The 16,354-nt window shown below is 61.7% G+C and carries 14 protein-coding genes; 2 read left to right on the top strand and 12 right to left on the bottom strand.

The features are described from left to right. Positions 1-72: 72 nt before the first annotated feature. The 4 genes from ACYPYQ_RS10485 to flhB all read right to left on the bottom strand — a co-directional run bounded on the left by ACYPYQ_RS10485 (position 73) and on the right by flhB (position 5,671). Positions 73-1,002 carry a MinD/ParA family ATP-binding protein gene (locus tag ACYPYQ_RS10485; protein WP_459723778.1) on the bottom strand — a complete coding sequence of 310 codons (930 nt, stop codon included), beginning with the start codon at positions 1,000-1,002 and terminating at the stop codon, positions 73-75. Continuing rightward, positions 992-2,284: a flagellar biosynthesis protein FlhF gene (flhF, locus tag ACYPYQ_RS10490; protein ID WP_459723779.1), complete on the bottom strand. Its 1,293-nt coding sequence runs from the start codon at positions 2,282-2,284 to the stop codon at positions 992-994. The genes ACYPYQ_RS10485 and flhF overlap by 11 nt, the downstream gene beginning before the upstream one ends. After that, entirely contained in the window at positions 2,281-4,365 is a 2,085-nt protein-coding gene (gene flhA / locus ACYPYQ_RS10495) for a flagellar biosynthesis protein FlhA (RefSeq protein ID WP_459723780.1), read from the bottom strand. The genes flhF and flhA overlap by 4 nt, the downstream gene beginning before the upstream one ends. Positions 4,366-4,507: 142 nt before the next feature. After that, positions 4,508-5,671 carry a flagellar biosynthesis protein FlhB gene (gene flhB / locus ACYPYQ_RS10500; protein WP_459723781.1) on the bottom strand — a complete coding sequence of 388 codons (1,164 nt, stop codon included), beginning with the start codon at positions 5,669-5,671 and terminating at the stop codon, positions 4,508-4,510. A 196-nt stretch (positions 5,672-5,867) separates the two neighbouring features. Between flhB and ACYPYQ_RS10505 the strand changes: the two genes are divergently transcribed. Continuing rightward, positions 5,868-6,386, top strand: a complete 519-nt coding sequence (locus tag ACYPYQ_RS10505; protein WP_459723782.1) for a PAS domain-containing protein — start codon at positions 5,868-5,870, stop codon at positions 6,384-6,386. Then, complete coding sequence (locus ACYPYQ_RS10510; RefSeq protein ID WP_459723783.1) at positions 6,361-7,830, top strand: methyl-accepting chemotaxis protein; 1,470 nt, start codon at positions 6,361-6,363, stop codon at positions 7,828-7,830. The genes ACYPYQ_RS10505 and ACYPYQ_RS10510 overlap by 26 nt, the downstream gene beginning before the upstream one ends. Before the next feature lie 38 nt (positions 7,831-7,868). Here the strand turns inward: ACYPYQ_RS10510 and ACYPYQ_RS10515 are convergent, their stop codons facing one another. The 8 genes from ACYPYQ_RS10515 to ACYPYQ_RS10550 all read right to left on the bottom strand — a co-directional run bounded on the left by ACYPYQ_RS10515 (position 7,869) and on the right by ACYPYQ_RS10550 (position 16,352). Continuing rightward, positions 7,869-8,447, bottom strand: a complete 579-nt coding sequence (locus tag ACYPYQ_RS10515) for a CheB methylesterase domain-containing protein (RefSeq protein ID WP_459723784.1) — start codon at positions 8,445-8,447, stop codon at positions 7,869-7,871. Further along, entirely contained in the window at positions 8,440-9,255 is an 816-nt protein-coding gene (locus tag ACYPYQ_RS10520; protein ID WP_459723785.1) for a CheR family methyltransferase, read from the bottom strand. The genes ACYPYQ_RS10515 and ACYPYQ_RS10520 overlap by 8 nt, the downstream gene beginning before the upstream one ends. Before the next feature lie 60 nt (positions 9,256-9,315). Next, entirely contained in the window at positions 9,316-10,443 is a 1,128-nt protein-coding gene (locus ACYPYQ_RS10525) for a methyl-accepting chemotaxis protein (RefSeq protein ID WP_459723786.1), read from the bottom strand. 43 nt (positions 10,444-10,486) lie between these two features. Next, positions 10,487-12,151 carry a methyl-accepting chemotaxis protein gene (locus ACYPYQ_RS10530; protein WP_459723787.1) on the bottom strand — a complete coding sequence of 555 codons (1,665 nt, stop codon included), beginning with the start codon at positions 12,149-12,151 and terminating at the stop codon, positions 10,487-10,489. Between the two features lie 35 nt (positions 12,152-12,186). Further along, positions 12,187-14,046: a chemotaxis protein CheA gene (locus ACYPYQ_RS10535; protein ID WP_459723788.1), complete on the bottom strand. Its 1,860-nt coding sequence runs from the start codon at positions 14,044-14,046 to the stop codon at positions 12,187-12,189. Positions 14,047-14,240: 194 nt separating this feature from the next. Further along, a complete protein-coding gene (gene cheZ / locus ACYPYQ_RS10540; protein ID WP_459723789.1) occupies positions 14,241-14,963 on the bottom strand; it encodes a protein phosphatase CheZ in 723 nt (240 codons plus the stop codon). A gap of 8 nt (positions 14,964-14,971) precedes the next feature. Next, positions 14,972-15,370 carry a chemotaxis response regulator CheY gene (gene cheY / locus ACYPYQ_RS10545; protein WP_459723790.1) on the bottom strand — a complete coding sequence of 133 codons (399 nt, stop codon included), beginning with the start codon at positions 15,368-15,370 and terminating at the stop codon, positions 14,972-14,974. A 34-nt stretch (positions 15,371-15,404) separates the two neighbouring features. Further along, on the bottom strand, positions 15,405-16,352 hold the full coding sequence (locus ACYPYQ_RS10550; protein WP_459723791.1) for a chemotaxis protein: 948 nt from the start codon (positions 16,350-16,352) through the stop codon (positions 15,405-15,407). Between the last annotated feature and the right edge of the window lie 2 nt (positions 16,353-16,354).

Below are 16,354 nucleotides of genomic sequence, written 5' to 3' on the forward strand. Positions count from 1 at the left end.
TCACTCTTCCGATCTTGCCAGCAGCGGACTGTGCCTGGCGCGTCACCGGCGCCTCGGCGACGGCGACGGGACTCATGTCAGCGCCGCCATGCCGCCGGCATGCGACCGCACGCCCCTGAGGGCTCGCGGCTGCGACATGCGCATCAGTCTTTGCATGACGCTTCCCAGTCGGTCCTGCACATGCTCGTTGACAGCGGGCGCGCGCAACAGTCCCTGTGCGATCTCGCGCATCGCCATCGACGATGCGGCCGAGGGGAACGCTTCCACCACCGGACGGCACAATTGTGTCGCACGATGCAACTTCTCATCAACCGGAATATAGCCCAGATACGAAAGGCTTACCTGCAAATGATGACGTGCGACCTTGTCCATATTGTCGAACACCGCCAGCGCCTCGCGCTCGCTGCCGACGCGGTTGACCACGATATCGAAAGCCTGGCGACCGTTGTGTACCGCCATCTTCTTCAGCAATGCGTAACTTTCAGTGATGCCGCTGGCGGTCGCGTTCAGCACCAGCAGCAAGGGCTCGTCGCCGGACAGGCTGGCACAGACGGAATGACCGTCGCGTGCCGCATCCACCAGCACCACATCGCGCCCGACCGCCGCCCCCAGCAGCGCTTCCAGCAGACGTTCGCGTTCGTCCTCCTGCATCTTGGGCAAGGATTGCATCGCTCGCGCCACCGGCAACACACCGGGACCGGCCACGCCCTGCAGCAGCACCTCCTGCCAGGTCTTGTCGCCGCGTGCGGCATGCAACAGGTCGTAACGCGGACGCAGCGCCAGCGTGTTGGCCACGTTGTCGTGCGACAGGTTCTCGTCCAGCACCAGCACATCCTTGCCGCCATGGGCGAACACCGCCGCCAGGTTAGTGACGATGCTGGTCGCGCCCAGTCCGTCGCGCGCGCCCAGCACGGTGATCACCTGGGCATTGCCCCGCGCCAGCAGTTTGCGCAATCCGGCGGCCTGGTCGCCGAAACCGAAGTGGGAGGTCTTAGTGGGCATATTCCCTCCCCGCGGTCGCGCCGCTGGTCAGTCCGGCCATGAAGGCCGGGAAATCCATCTCCGGCAGGGCGAAGTTCGAGGCCTTGCCGATATCCTTGAAGGTGCGGTGCAGCAGATAGTCCAGCTTCACCTCATGCAGGTCCTCCGGCACACGCTGGCCGCTGGCGATGTAGTGCATGGCCAGCTTGTGGCGTGCCACCACATCGAGCACCGTGCCCAGCGTCACCGCCTCGTCCAGTTTGGTCGGGATGCAACCGATCACCCCCGGCCCGCCGTACATCTTCACCACGTCGTCCAGCGTGCCGCCGGCGCTGGTGGCGTTCAACAGCAGCAGGCGTTTGATGCCCGCCTCGTCGAACATGCGGGTCTGCTCGGCCACGCGGCTGTCGCGCTGGCCCACACCCATGGTGTCGATCAGCACCAGATGCTTGTGTTTGAGGCCGGACAGGGTGAGCTTGAGGTCGTTGGCATCGCGCACCGCATGCACGCTGACGCCGAGGATCTTGGCGTAGATGCGCAGTTGTTCGTAAGCGCCGACACGGTAGCTGTCGGTGGTGACCAGCGCCACCTTGTCCGCGCCGTAGCGCACCACGGCGCGAGCGGCCAGTTTGGCGGTGGTGGTGGTCTTGCCGACACCGGTGGGGCCGACCAATGCATACACACCGCCGCGCGTCACCACATCGTCCTGCACACCGGCCACGCGCAGGTTGTGCGCAAGGACGCGCTTGACCCAGTTCAGGTCGGCATCGGCAGGCATCTTGTCCAGCAGACGACGCGAGAGCGCGGGGCTAAAGCCGACATTGACCATGTCACGCATCAGACTGGAGCGCTTCGGATCCTGTTGCTGGATGTTGCCCCAGGCCAGCGTGGCCATCTGTTCCTGCATCTGCTTGTGCATGGCCTTGAGTTCGCTCAACAGGCGCTGCTGCTCGGCGGGTTCTTCCGACTGCCCGACTTGGACGAGGGCAGGAGCCGGCGTCACGGCACGTTGCGTGTCGGCCGCGAGCACTTTCGCACCCAGTGTGGCGGCCTGGTTCTGCGCCCGGTCGGATAGCGAGGAACGGGGTGCTGTGCGCTGCGCCAGGGGCGGCCTGGAAGAGGCGCGCGATTCGACCACGCGCGTCTCGTTCAGATGTGCCAGCTCGCTGCCCGGGATGGCGACGATCTCCACCCCCTCGGCCACTTTGCGATTGGACAGGATGACTGCGTCTTCGCCCAGTTCGATACGTACCAGTTTCAGGGCCTCGCGCGAGCTGCCTGCGATGAATTTCCTTGCGTTCATGCTCTACCTCCTACCATGGCTGTCACCCGGATGGTCTTGAAGCCGGGTACCTCTTCTTGTGAAATGACTTTGAGTTGCGGCACGGCGCGTTTCAGGAAGCGCGCCAACAGGTCGCGCAGACCGCCGGGCACCAGCAGCACGGTGGGCAGACCCAGCCGTTCCTGTGCCTCGGTGGCGGCGCGCGCCTCGTTCAGCAGGGTGTTGGCCAGCCCGGGCTCGATGGCGGAACCACCGGCCTGCAAGGCCTGGCCGAGCACGTATTCGAGTTCCTTGTCCATGCCGATGACCTGCAGTTCCTGCGACGACGGATAGTATTGCTGCACGATGGCGGCCCCCAGTCCGACACGCACCAGCGAGGTGAGCACCGTGGCATCCTGCGTGCGCGGCGCATGCTCGGCCAGCGTCTCGAGGATGGTGCGCATGTCGCGGATATGCATGCCCTCGTCGAGCAGGTTCTGCAGCACCTTCTGCACGGTGGTGAACGGCAGCAGGTTGGGGATCAGGTCCTCGGTCAGCTTGGGCGCGATCTTGCCCAGATGATCCAGCAGCTGTTGCAGTTCCTGACGGCCCAGCAGCTCGGCGGCATTGCTCTGGATCAGGTGGCTCATGTGGGTCGCCACCACGGTGCCGGCATCGACCACGGTGTAGCCCATGGCCTGCGCCTGGTCGCGCAGGTTCTGCTCGATCCAGACGGCGGGCAGACCGAAGGCCGGATCCTTGGTCGGGGTGCCGGGCAATACGCCGCTCACGTTACCGGGATTGATCGCCAGCAACTGTTGCGCATAGGCTTCGCCGCTACCGATCTCGGCTCCTTTGAGGGTGATGCGGTAGCTGTTGGGCGACAGATCGAGGTTGTCACGGATATGCACCGGCGGCGGCAGGAAGCCCATGTCCTGTGTGAATTTCTTGCGGATGCCCTTGATGCGGCGCAGCAGGTCACCGTCCTGCGCCTTGTCCACCAGCGCAATCAGGCGATAGCCCACTTCCAGCCCCAGCACATCCACCTGCGACACATCTTCCCAGCTCGCTTCCGCCGCTTCCGGGATCACCACTTCCTGCGTCTCGGTCTGCTGCGCCTGCACTTCGGCCCGTTTGCCCTTCTGCATCAGGAAGTAGGCGAACCAGCCCATCGCACCGGCCAGCATCAGGAAGGCGAAATGCGGCATGCCGGGGATCATGCCCAGCATGCCGATGATGGCAGCGGTCAGAACGATCACATGCGGATTGGAGATCAGCTGCTTGCTCAGCTGCTGGCCGATGTTGTCCTCGGATGCGACGCGGCTGACCACCATACCGGCCGCCGTGGAGATCACCAATGCCGGGATCTGCGCCACCAGCCCGTCGCCGATGGTCAACAGGGTGTAGTACTTGGCGGCGGTCGCCAGATCCAGATCATGTTGCAGCATGCCGACCACCAGACCGCCGATCACGTTGATCAACATGATCATGATGCCGGCCACCGCGTCGCCGCGCACGAACTTGGAGGCACCGTCCATGGCCCCGTAGAATTCGGCTTCCTGCGCGATCTCGGCGCGGCGTTTGCGCGCCACATCCTCGCCGATCAGGCCGGCGTTGAGATCGGCGTCGATGGCCATCTGCTTGCCCGGCATCGCGTCCAGCGTGAAGCGCGCGCCGACTTCGGCGATACGGCCCGCGCCCTTGGTGATGACCACGAAGTTGATGATGACCAGGATGATGAACACCACCAGTCCGACGGCGTAATTGCCGCCGACGAGGAAGTGGCCGAACGATTCGATGACCTTGCCGGCAGCAGCCGGGCCGGTGTGACCTTCCAGCAGCACCACCCGCGTGGAGGCGACGTTGAGCGACAGGCGCAGCAGCGTGGAGATCAGCAGCACTGCCGGGAACACCGCGAAATCCAGCGGCTTGGTGGTGTTCATCGCCACCAGCAGCACCATGATGGCCAGCGCGATATTGAATGTGAACAGGATGTCGAGCAGCAGCGGCGGCAACGGCAACACCATCATCGACAGGATCATCACGATCAGCAACGGCCCGGCCAGGCCGCGCACGCCGGTGCTGGTCAGTGATGCTTTCAATGTGCCCAAGAAATCGTTCATGTCGCGCCCCGTTATCCGTTCCGTTTTGCCGCCCCGTGCAGAGGTTCATGGCTCATGCGTATTATCTGGAGCGCGCGTCAAATCAAAGGTGGGAATAGAAGGGGAATTGTGCGGCTATTAATCGCAGTGCCCGGACACTGCATCAATCCGCCGCCGCTTCGGCCGGCTCCTTGTTCAGCGGGTCGAGCTCTTTGGGCACGGGCAGTTCACCCGGCATCACCGGCTTGGCACCGCCCAGCTTCTTGTAGCGGCGCAGCTGATAGACATAGGCCAGCACTTCGGCGACGGCGGTGTACAACGCCTCGGGGATGGGTGCCCCCAGTTCGCCGTGCTTGTGCAGGGCTCGCGCCAGCGGCGGCGCTTCGAGGATGGGCACGTTGTGTTCCTTGGCGATCTCCTTGATCTTCGCCGCCAGCAGATGCGAGCCTTTGGCGACCACGATGGGCGCGCGCATCTTGTCCTCGCTGTATTTGAGTGCCACCGAGTAGTGGGTCGGGTTGGTCACCACCACGTCGGCGGTCGGGATCTCGGACATCATGCGGCGGCGGGCGATCTCGCGCTGCATGCTGCGGATGCGTCCCTTGACGTGCGGATCGCCTTCCGTCTCCTTGCCTTCCTGCCGCACCTCTTCCTTGGTCATCTTCAGCTTCTTGGTGTGTTCGTACAGCTGGAACGGCACGTCCAGTACGACGATCAGCACCATGCCAGCCATGATGGCGGCGTAACTCCACCAGATCATGTCGTTCAGGTGCGGGATGGCGCGCACCGCCGGCTCGCTCACCAGCTGCATCACCTCGTCGCGATTGGCCCAGACCACCCAGGCTCCGATGCCGCCGACCAGGATAGCCTTGCCCAGTGCCTTGACCAGCTCGATCAGACTATGGGCGGAGAACATCCGCTTGATGCCGCTGAGCGGGTTGAGCTTGCCGAATTTCGGTTGTAGCGCCTTGGTCGAGAACAGCCAGCCGCTCATCAGCATCGGCGAGAACAGTGCCACCAGCAACAGCAGCCCGAGCAAAGGCACGAAGGTGAGCAGGATGTCCATGAACAGGTCGTGCAGTCTGGGCACCATCAGCTCGATGTTGAAGGCGAGCGCGCGGTCCAGCGTGAGGCCGTTCTGCAGCAGGCGCAACATGCCCTGTCCCAGCGCCTCCCCCATCATCCACAACCCGGCCCCGCCCGCCACCAGCCCCAGGAAAGTGGATAGCTCGCGCGAGCGCGCGACCTGCCCCTCCTCGCGCGCCTTGTCAAGTTTGCGTTGCGAGGGGAGTTCTGTCTTTTCTAGGTCGCTGTCCTGCTCGGCCATGTCTTCCGTCCTGTATCGGTGCGGCGATTATGGACGTGGCCGCGCGCGGCCAAGTGTCCGAAATGAAGGGGTTTTCCCACGCTATTGCACAGATTCCCGTGCACCGGGCAGGCATAAGATGGCATCATTAGCGGCAGGCGTCTCAAGCAAACACGGAAGTCGCCGATAAGACAGACATAATGCATCAGGGGGAAGCATGAAAAGGGATATCACACCGACCACGTTCGAGCGCGTGATGCGGGACGACGACTTCATCGTCTCCATGACCGACACCAAAGGCCGCATCACCTACGGCAACCGCATCTTCATCGAGTTCTCAGGCTACCAGGAAGAAGAATTGCTGGGTACCCAGCACAACATCATCCGACACCCGGACATGCCGCGCGCAGTGTTCCAGCTATTGTGGGACAAGATCCAGAAGAAAGAGGAATGCTTCGCCTATGTGAAGAACATGTCCAAGGACGGCGGCTTCTACTGGGTATTCACCAACGTGACGCCGACCTTCGATTCTTCCGGCAACATCAACGGATATTTCTCGGTACGACGCAAACCCAGGCGCAGCGGCATCGACGCGGTGACCCCGCTGTATGCCGCCATGCTGGAAGCCGAGCGCAAGGCCGGACCGGCCAATGCCATCGCCGCCTCCACCAAGATCCTGGTGGATCTGCTGAACGAAAAAGGAATGAGCTATGACGAACTGGTCCTTGCAATCTAGATTCTCCGCCCTGTTGTGGGCGTTCTCCTTCGGTACGCTGGTCATCATCCTGACCAGCTTCGCGCGCCACGGGTTCGATGCGTTCATGATCACCTTCCTGGTGGTCGGCATCGCTGTCTCTGCCGCAGGACAGATGCTGGCCAGACGCTGGTTGTCCCCACTGAAAAAAGTGGAAGAGGTGGTGCATGCCGTCGCGGCGGGCAAGTTCAATTCCCGCGTCACCGGCATCGGCCATGCGCGCGACGAGATCAGCCTGCTGTGCTGGGACGTGAACGACATGCTGGACCAGCTGGCCACCTTCTTCCGTGAGCAGGAGACCAGCTTCCGCGCCAACCTCGCGGGCAACTTCGAGCGCCAGGCCATGAGCGGCGGCGTGCACGGCGGCTTCAAGAAAGGGCTGACCAACCAGAACATCCTGCTGGAAGGCATGGCCGAGCAGAAACGCAGCGCCATGCGCACGCACATGTTGTCGCGCGCCCACCATCTGAACACCGACAATCTGCTGAAGAACCTGGTCTCCAACCAGAGCGACCTGAAGACCATCACCGACAACATGGAAGAGCTGGCACGCCTGTCGCGCCGCACGCGCGAGGATGCCGAGGAGAGCCGCGAATCGGTGAAGGATGTGGTGCAGCGCCTGTCCGGCATCGTGGCGCGGGTGAACCACGCCAACGAGGCGATCACCAACCTGAATGCGCGCAGCAGTGAGATCACCAAGGCGGTCGGCCTGATCACATCCATCGCCGACCAGACCAACCTGCTCGCCCTGAACGCCGCCATCGAGGCGGCCCGAGCGGGCGAGGCCGGACGCGGTTTTGCCGTGGTCGCGGACGAGGTGCGCAAGCTGGCGGAGAACACCAAGAACGCTTCCGAATCCATCGGCCGCATCATGCTGATGCTGCAGAGCGAATCGGCCAAGATGCTGACCGACTCGCAGGAGATGCACGAGATCGCCAATTCCTCGCAGAGCGTCATCGGAAAACTGGAACACAAGTTCGGCCAGTTCTACGAATCGGCGGTGACCTCGCTGGCCAGCGCCCGCTATGCACAGGACCTGAGCTTCGCCTCGCTGGTGAAGGTCGATCACGTCATCTACAAACAGCGCGCCTATGTGCTGGTCAACGACTGGGACAACGAGGAATACAAGACCGCAGTCGGTGTCGACCACCACAACTGCCGTCTGGGCAAGTGGTATGAAGGTGCCGGCAAGGACGTGTTCGGCGAGATGCCCTCGTTCCGCAAACTGGACGTGCCGCACGGCAAGGTGCACGGTTCCGTGCATCGCATGCTGTCACTGATGGAGATGAACTGGGCACACGACGAGTCGCTGCAGGATCAGATCCTGGCGCAACTTAAAGTGGCGGAAGACGCCAGCCTGGAAGTGATGGCCGTCATCGACCAGATGGTTGCCGACAAGCACCCGCATGTAGCGAAGCGCGGCTGACCGTCGGCAGGCGGCGCGGTCCGCGCGTCTGCCCCCGCTCAGCGTTCCCTGCTGCGCAGGATCGCCCGCTCGGCGATCCTTTCCAGCGGCAACACCTCATCCACCGCGCCCAGTTCGATCGCCGCGCGCGGCATGCCGAACACCACACAACTGTCCTCGTCCTGCGCCAGGTTGATGGCACCGGCCTGCTTCATCTCCCGCATCGCGACCGCCCCGTCCTTGCCCATGCCGGTCAGCATCACGCCGAGTGCGCGCGCCCCCAGTACCGTGGCGGCGGAGCGGAACAGCATCTCCACCGACGGGCGGTGGAAGTTCACCGGCGGTCCATCGTTCAGCTGGATGCGGTAACCCGCGCCATATCTTGCGATCTGCAGATGGGCATTGCCCGGGGAGAGATATACCGTGCCACCACGGACGTCCTCTCCCTGCTCGGCCAGTTTGACGCGCAACTTGCACAGCCCGTCCAGACGCTCGGCAAAAGAAGGCACGAAGTTCTCCGGCATATGCTGCGCAATGAGGATGGGCGGCGCATCGGCCGGCATCTGCGACAGGAACACACGCAAGGCATCCGTCCCGCCGGTGGAGGAACCGACGACGATGATGCGCCCGTCAGGCATGTCCGGCCAACTCGTAGACGGTCTGGCCGCGCAGCCTGAAATAGGCGGCGGCATGATAGAAACTCTCCGAATGTCCCGCGAACAACAGTCCGTGCGGGTGCAGCAAGGGTGCGAACTTCTTCAGGATGCCGAGCTGGGTATCCTTGTCGAAATAGATCATCACATTGCGACAGAAGATACCGTCCAGTTTCTGCCGGATCGGGTAGCTGGCATCGAGCAGGTTGATGCGTTTGAACTCGATGCACTGCTGCAATTCCGGGCGCACCTTGAAATATCCGTCCCCATCCGCCACAAAGAAGCGGGCCACCCGCTCCGTTCCCAGCTTGAGGACTGCTTCGGCCTTGTAACGACCGGCTTTGGCGGTCACCAGCACATGGCTGTCCAGATCCGAAGCGATGATGCGGACCGGGTGGTCGAAACCGCCGAACGTCTCGGCGGCGGTGATCGCCATCGAATAGGCCTCCTCGCCGGTGGAGCAGGCGGAACACCAAAGATGTATCGGACGCGACGGGCCGAGCTTCTTCAGGTGCTCCGACAATAATTTGAAGTGATGCGCCTCACGGAAGAACGAGGTGAGATTGGTCGTCAGGGAATTGACGAACGCCTCCCATTCCTGTTCGTTACCTTTCTGCAGCAGCGACAGGTATTCGGCAAAGGTCTTGATGCCGGTCGCACGCAGCCTTCTTGCCAACCGGCTGTAGACCAGTTCCTGTTTGCTGTCTGTCAGGGCGATACCGGCATGGCGATGGATCAGGGCGCGGATCTTCTCGAAGTCCTGATCGGTAAAAACGAATTCACGGTTCATCATGAAGTCACAACCACTGACTCCGGCTGCCGCGCACAGCACAGCCGGAACCCGGTGCATCCATTATTTCGTGGAAGCGCACAACAGGCTGTTGTCCCCTTCTCCGGCGATAGCGATACGCTCCAGTGCGGACAGGACGGCCATGCTGTCTGCCTCCATCTTGGCCACCAGTTCCATGCCGCGCAACGGATCGTTCGCATGGAACGCCGCCACCGCATCTTTGCCGTTGTGATGGAAGCTCTGGTGCGGCGCTGCCACCGCCTGATAGCCATCCAGTTTGGAGAAACAATCCTTGCCTTCTCCCTCGAAATACCATTTACCCAGACGGCAGGCGGTGTGCGAGGCGAAGCTGTCCGGGGCTCGGTCGGAGATACCAATGAACACCTTGTAGATCTCGAACTTGTACAGGATGTGATCGATCTTGGCGACTTCGACGAAACTGCGCAGCGCGGCGGCGGAGATGGTGCCTTCCATGGTATGCGACAGATCCAGCAGATGCTTCATGTTCTCCATCACAGTGCCCACATCGCTGCTGAACACCCTGGACTTCTCCGCCCATTCTTCCATCTGGGTACGGGCATGCTGCGTCTCATCCTGGATGGCGGTGACGATGACCGAGATCTCGCTGGTCGCCTTGGCGGTACGCTCAGCCAGTTTGCGCACCTCATCCGCCACCACCGCGAAACCGCGTCCCTGCTCGCCGGCACGGGCGGCCTCGATGGCCGCATTCAGCGCCAGCAGATTGGTCTGGTCCGCGATCTCCTTGATGAGTTGCACGATACTGCCGATCTGCGCCGCACGTTCGGTCAGTCCCTGCACGTTCTTCGATGTGCGTAGCGTGTCGCCGGACAACGATTCCAGACTGGAGGCGATGTTGAGCACCGCTTCGCGGTTGTTCACCGAGACGTTCGCCGCCTCGATGGCATGCTGCTTCTCTGCGCCCAAAGAGGTCGCCGCCTCGACCTGCGAGGTTTGCAGGGCGATGAAAGACTCGCCGAATCCCTGCATGTTGGCGAATATCCGGTCGGCCACCTCGCATTTCAGTTTCGCCTGCTCGGCCTCCTGCCGGTACGACTCGCGCTGGCTTTCCAGCCTGGACAGTTCGTCGCGAAGATTGCCGATGTCACGTTCCGTCTCTACCAGACGGCGTTGCGCCGCCTGGTAGTCCTGCTTGATCTTTCCGCCAAACATGACTTCCTCCAGATTTGATGATGTTGTTTTATTCGTAACCGGGTCAGACCTTGAACACTTCCACCGACTGCCTGACTTCCCTTGATTTCATTTCCAGCGAGTTCGCCAGATCGAGCAGGCCTTTTGCTGCGCCCGCATTCTCTTCCGACATCTGCGACACTCGCTCGGTGCTCTTGGCCAGCTCGGTGGCGGCGGCATTCTGCTCCTCCAGCGCCACCGCGATGTCGTCGATCACACCGGCGACCTCGCCGAAACTGCTCTGTATCTGCTTGATGGAAGTCTGCGCCGTCTCGGCATCCGCCACCCCCAGCCGCGTGGTATTGACCACCTTGTCCATCCCCTCCAGGGCATTCGCCGCCACGGCACCGATCTTGCCCGACATCTGGCTGATCTCGTTGGTCGCCCCGGCGGTGCGCTCGGCCAGCTTGCGCACCTCGTCCGCCACCACGGCGAAACCCCGCCCCTGCTCGCCCGCCCTTGCAGCCTCGATGGCCGCATTCAACGCCAGCAGGTTGGTCTGGTCGGCGATCTCCTTGATCACCTTCACCACATCGCTGATGCGCGACGCATCCTCGCCGAGCCGCGAAACTTCACCCGAGGCGCTCTCGATCTCGCCCGCGATCTCCAGCAGGCCGGCGACCGTCTTGTTGACGACCTGCGCCCCTTTTTCGGCACTGGCACGGGAGCTGTTGGCGATCTGTTTGGCATTGCCGCCCCGGTCGCTGATATGCGTCGTGGAGACGCTCAATTCCTCGATCGCAGCGGCCATACCCGACACGGAATCCGACTCATGATTGACGTTCTGTGCGATCTGGTTGGCCGAGGTAGCGAGGTTATGGGCCATATCCCCTACATGGTAGGCTTGTGACTTGACCTGACCGATCATGTCGCGCAGGCTGTTCTGCATGAGGTAGGCGTTCGCCAGCAGGCTGCCCGGCACGGGCTGGGCAGCAGGCTGCCGCGAGAAGTCACCCTGCGCCATCGTATTCACGACCGCCGCGACATCGCGCGGATCGCCACCCAACTGGCGCATGACCTGGCGGATGATGGCGGTTGCCAGCAGGAATGAGATGGCCAGCGAGACCAGAACCCAGGTGATGATCACGTTGCGCCGGTGTTGATAATCCTGCTGCGCCAGCAATATCTTCTCGGACGCTTTCTGTTCGGTGAAGGACACGAAACTTTCACGCAACTCCCTGACATGTGCCAGCACGGGACGGTCTATCCCTTCCACTTTCGCATCCGAAGCCATGCCGTCCCCGCGGTGCGCATCGATCTGGGCGAGGTACTGGTCACTCACATCCCTGTGCTCATCACCCAGCGCGTCCAGCTTGCCGATGAAACCGGCGAATTCCTGTTCATGACCGGCAGCGAGCTGCTTCAGCCCTGCACTGGCCGCTTGCAGACTATGTTCGAAACGTTCGCGCTCTTCGATGAAACCGGCCCGGTATTTCTTTTTCTTGTCCGCATCATCGCCGCGCATCCACACGTTCTTGGCATGCTTGGTCTGCTTCAGGAACGCGATGTCCATGGTGCTGATATGTTCCATCACCGTGATGTCGGACTTCAGTCTTTCCACCTCGTGTTGCTCCGCGTCCACTGCCCCCTTGAGCATGACCAGCGCGAACACCGCCATCGCCACGAACATGGCGAACGACGTCGCTTCCAGGGCAAGGAATTTTTTCTTCAACGAAAGTGCTGCAAACATCTAATCCTCCGGTTGTTGCTGTTCTTGTTATCGGTTCAGTTGCCGCGCACGTCGCTCAGCAGTTCCTTGATGTCCAGGATCAGCACGATATCGCCCTCGCTGGACATGGTGACACCCGCCACGCCCTTGGGGCGGAAGGTATCCAGCGACTTGATAACCACATCCTCATGGCCGACGAAACCGTCCGCAGTCAGGATGAAGCTGTTGCTGCCGAACTGCATCAGCACCCCGACCTCGGACCGCTCATTGCTGCCCCAGCCGATGAGCTGGGTGAGCGGCAGCACCGGCAACACCTCGCCGCGCACGATCATGGTCGCCTTGCCGGAAACCTGTTGCAGCGCGTCTCGCGTGACCGGCAGGATCTCGCGCACCATGGACAACGGCACTGCGAAAGACTGGTCGCCCAGGCGCAGCACCAGCACCGGCAGGATGGCCAGCGTCAGCGGCAGCGAGATGGAGAAGGTGGAACCCTTGCCGACTTCGGACTGGATCTGGATGCTGCCGTTCAGCTTCTGGATATTGGTCTTCACCACGTCCATGCCGACGCCGCGTCCCGATACACTGGATATCTCGTCCTTGGTGGAGAAGCCGGGCAGGAACACCAGCTCCAGACACTGGTTCTCGTCCAGCGTGTTGGCCACCTCGTTGGTGATGAGCCCCTTCTCCACCGCCTTGTTGCGTATCACTTCGGGGCGCATCCCCTTGCCGTCATCGGTGATGGTGATCAGGATGTGATCACCCTCCTGCCGGGCGGAAAGTTCGACCACGCTCTTTTCCGGCTTGCCAGCAGCGCGGCGCTCCTCTATCGTCTCCACGCCGTGGTCGACCGCGTTGCGCACCAAGTGCACCAGCGGGTCGTTCAGGTCCTCGATCATGGTCTTGTCCATCTCGGTCTCTTCGCCGGACAGTACCAGCTCCACATCCTTGCCCAGCGAGCGTGCCAGATCGCGTGCGAGGCGCGGATATTTCTTGAACAGTCGGCCGATCGGCTGCATGCGCGTCTTCATCACCGCGTTCTGCAGGTTGACCACCAGCATGTCGAGTTGTGTCACGGACAGGTCCAGTTCTCGCAGGATATCGGCGTCCGTGCGGCCCTGCAGGATGTCCGAGCGCAGGTGCGTCAACCGGTTCTTGGTCAGACCGATCTCGCCCGACAGGTTGAGCACCTGGTCCAGACGCTCGGTATCCACCCGGATGGTGGTCTCCTTGGCTTCGGTTGCCGGCACATCGCCGCCGCGCCGGCCGACCGTGCTGCCCGGCACGTCGGTGGAACGTCTGCCGAACGCTTTGCGTGTGGATTCTTCTTCGTTGATCGCCTGCTTGATCACTTCCGGATCGCGCTTGGCACCGACCTGCTCGACGATATCGCTGCCGGTGAGCGCCTTGTACAAGGCGTCCCAGTCGACGTTCTCCGCCTCGATGGTCGGCAGGGCCGCCGGTGCGGGTGCTGCCGCAGGTGCTGCGGCAGAAGGGGCGGCGGCAGATTTGATCGCAGCGACCGCCTTGCCTTCCAGCGCATCCTTCAGGGCTCGGATGATGTCGGCGGGTGCCGCCTGCGGCTGCACGCTCTGCTGCAGGGCACCGAACATATGGCGCACTTCCGCCGTGGCGGCGAAGATCACATCCATCAGTTCCGCACTGAGCTTCAGCTCCTTGTTGCGCAGTTTGTCGAACAGGTTCTCGGTCAGATGACACAAGGTGACCAGTTCCGTTGCATTCAGGAATCCGGCCCCGCCCTTGATGGTGTGGAAACCGCGGAATATCTCGTTCAGCAAACCACTGTCGTCGGGCGCTTTCTCAAGCTCCATCAGTTTGCTGTCCACATCGGACAACATGTCTCCCGCTTCCATCAGGAAATCGCTCAACAGGTCTTCCATTCCGGCAAAATCGTTCATGTTCTTCTCCTGGTTAGGGAAGCTGGCTCTGCGGGCCGGATCGGACCTCCGCTCGCAACGCCACTTCTCTCTTCGCCTTTTGACCTTCTCGTTCTAGAACCCCAAGCTCTCCAGCAGGTAGCCATTCCGACACGGTGCGGCGTAGCCGTCTGGTGCGGGAGGTGTTGCAGACCTGCTGTTCATACACGTCATGGTTAAAATCCCAAACTTTCCAGCAGGTCGTCCACCTGATCCTGGCTGGTGACCACATCGTTCCTGCCGGTAGCGTTGATAACCGGACCGTTCAGCAGACCCGAGTTCTCGGCACGCACCGCAGGCGGTGCGTTCTCCAGCAACAGTTCTACCAGTTGCTTCTCCATCTCCTGCGTCAACTGGATGATCTTCTTGATGACCTGCCCGGTCAGATCCTGGAAGTCCTGCGCCATCATGATCTCGAGCAGATAGGCGTTCACTTCCTTGCCCTGTTTGGGGGCCTCGTGCAGATGGGCATGTGTCTGCGTGACCAGTTCCTTGAACTGCTGCACATCCAGTTTCTTCTGGAACAGCAGATCCCACTGCGAGGCCAGGCGCTGCGATTCGTCGGAGAGTTTGTCGACCAGCGGCTGCGCCGCTTCCGTGGCGGTCAGCACGCGCTCGGCGGCCTGCTGCGTCAGGGTCGCGACATAGTTGAGGCGGTCGCGCGCATCGGGGATGGAAGAGGTCGCCTTCTCGATCTCATTGTGCAGGCCCAGCTCGCGCAGCGTGTCATGCAGCTTGCGCGCCATCTGTCCGACCTGGTTGATGACTTTCGCGGGCTCGGCATCGGCGTTCAGCTGGATCACCTTGGCCGGCGCCTTGGGCTCGTCGGTATTGGCGGAAATGATGCTGTCGAACAGTGCTTCGAGATCGTCCGAGTCTTGATTTGCAGGATTAGCCATGATTCACCTCACTTGTTCAGATGCGGGTTAGCCGCGAATATCTTCTTCAGTTTCTCATCCAGCGTCGCGGCAGTGAACGGCTTGACCACGTAGCCGGACGCTCCCGCTTGTGCCGCCTCGATGATGTTCTCCTTCTTCGCTTCTGCCGTCACCATCAATACCGGCAGATGCTTGAGTGACGCATCGGCGCGGATGGCGCGCAGCAGTTCGATGCCGGTCATGTTCGGCATGTTCCAGTCCGACACCACGAACTCGAACTGCTCGCTGCGGAGTTTGTTCAGCGCATCGACACCGTCCTCTGCTTCCTGCACGTTGACGAAACCCAGCTCTTTCAGGAGATTGCGCACGATGCGTCGCATCGTGGAGAAATCATCCACCACCAGAAATTTTGTGTTCTCTATTCCCATCTCAATCTCCTCGTTACACCTTCCATACAGCTTGTTATGTCAGCAACGGTCGCAAGGTCGACGACAACACCATCGAGTCGAACTTGGGCACGTAATAGTCGACGCCCACACGCTTGCCCATCGCGCGGTTGGCATCGGACGACAGCGACGAGTGCATCACCACCGGGATACCCTCGAAGCGTCGGTCGTTCTTCACATACTGGGTCAGCACATAGCCGTCCATGGCCGGCATCTCGGCATCGGTCAGGATGACCTGGATCTGGTCATGCAGGTTCTGTCCGCTGCTCTGGGCGGCATCCGCCATCGCGCGCAAACGGTCCCACGCCTCCTGCCCGTTGTTGGACTGGATGTGCTTGACACCCATGCGGTCCAGCACCTCGACGATCTTGCGCCGCGCGACCATCGAATCATCCGCGAAGAACACGCACAGGTCATGCGCGGACTCGATGCGTTCGACGTTGCCGACGATGGCCTCGCCGAACGCGTTGGACAGGATCTGCTCCACATCCAGGATGGACACCAGCGAGCCGTCATCCAGATTGGTGATGGCGGTGATCAGCGCGTCCTTGTCGGACAGCATGCCCTCGGTCGGCCGCACCTTGTCCCAGTCGACGCGGATGATGCGATCCACATCCTTCACCAGGAAGCCGAGGATATGGTTGTTGTATTCGGCCACCATCATGGTCTGGTGCGGCTGTTCCTCGCGGATCGCCATGAACTTCGCCAGGTTCAGCACCGGCATCACATGACCGCGCAGGCTGACGATGCCGTCCACGCCCTGCGGCATATTGGGGGTGCGCGTGATCTTGCCGGCCTGCGACACCTCCTTCACCTTGAACACGTTGATGCCGAACTTCTCTTCCGTGCCCAGATTGAACAACAGGATCTCCATCTTGTTGGTGCCCGCAAGATTGGTGCGCGCATCGATATGATCGAGCAGCCCGTCGTGTTCTGATGCCAGCATGTCTTCGTTGTATGCCATGT

This window comes from Sideroxyarcus sp. TK5 (genome assembly GCF_054601595.1).

Bases quoted from the DNA above. Each gene is read 5' to 3' on its own strand.
- ACYPYQ_RS10485 (WP_459723778.1), bottom strand. From the start codon at position 1,002: ATGCCCACTAAGACCTCCCACTTCGGTTTCGGCGACCAGGCCGCCGGA.
- flhF (WP_459723779.1), bottom strand. From the start codon at position 2,284: ATGAACGCAAGGAAATTCATCGCAGGCAGCTCGCGCGAGGCCCTGAAA.
- flhA (WP_459723780.1), bottom strand. From the start codon at position 4,365: ATGAACGATTTCTTGGGCACATTGAAAGCATCACTGACCAGCACCGGC.
- flhB (WP_459723781.1), bottom strand. From the start codon at position 5,671: ATGGCCGAGCAGGACAGCGACCTAGAAAAGACAGAACTCCCCTCGCAA.
- ACYPYQ_RS10505 (WP_459723782.1), top strand. From the start codon at position 5,868: ATGAAAAGGGATATCACACCGACCACGTTCGAGCGCGTGATGCGGGAC.
- ACYPYQ_RS10510 (WP_459723783.1), top strand. From the start codon at position 6,361: ATGACGAACTGGTCCTTGCAATCTAGATTCTCCGCCCTGTTGTGGGCG.
- ACYPYQ_RS10515 (WP_459723784.1), bottom strand. From the start codon at position 8,447: ATGCCTGACGGGCGCATCATCGTCGTCGGTTCCTCCACCGGCGGGACG.
- ACYPYQ_RS10520 (WP_459723785.1), bottom strand. From the start codon at position 9,255: ATGATGAACCGTGAATTCGTTTTTACCGATCAGGACTTCGAGAAGATC.
- ACYPYQ_RS10525 (WP_459723786.1), bottom strand. From the start codon at position 10,443: ATGTTTGGCGGAAAGATCAAGCAGGACTACCAGGCGGCGCAACGCCGT.
- ACYPYQ_RS10530 (WP_459723787.1), bottom strand. From the start codon at position 12,151: ATGTTTGCAGCACTTTCGTTGAAGAAAAAATTCCTTGCCCTGGAAGCG.
- ACYPYQ_RS10535 (WP_459723788.1), bottom strand. From the start codon at position 14,046: ATGAACGATTTTGCCGGAATGGAAGACCTGTTGAGCGATTTCCTGATG.
- cheZ (WP_459723789.1), bottom strand. From the start codon at position 14,963: ATGGCTAATCCTGCAAATCAAGACTCGGACGATCTCGAAGCACTGTTC.
- cheY (WP_459723790.1), bottom strand. From the start codon at position 15,370: ATGGGAATAGAGAACACAAAATTTCTGGTGGTGGATGATTTCTCCACG.
- ACYPYQ_RS10550 (WP_459723791.1), bottom strand. From the start codon at position 16,352: ATGGCATACAACGAAGACATGCTGGCATCAGAACACGACGGGCTGCTC.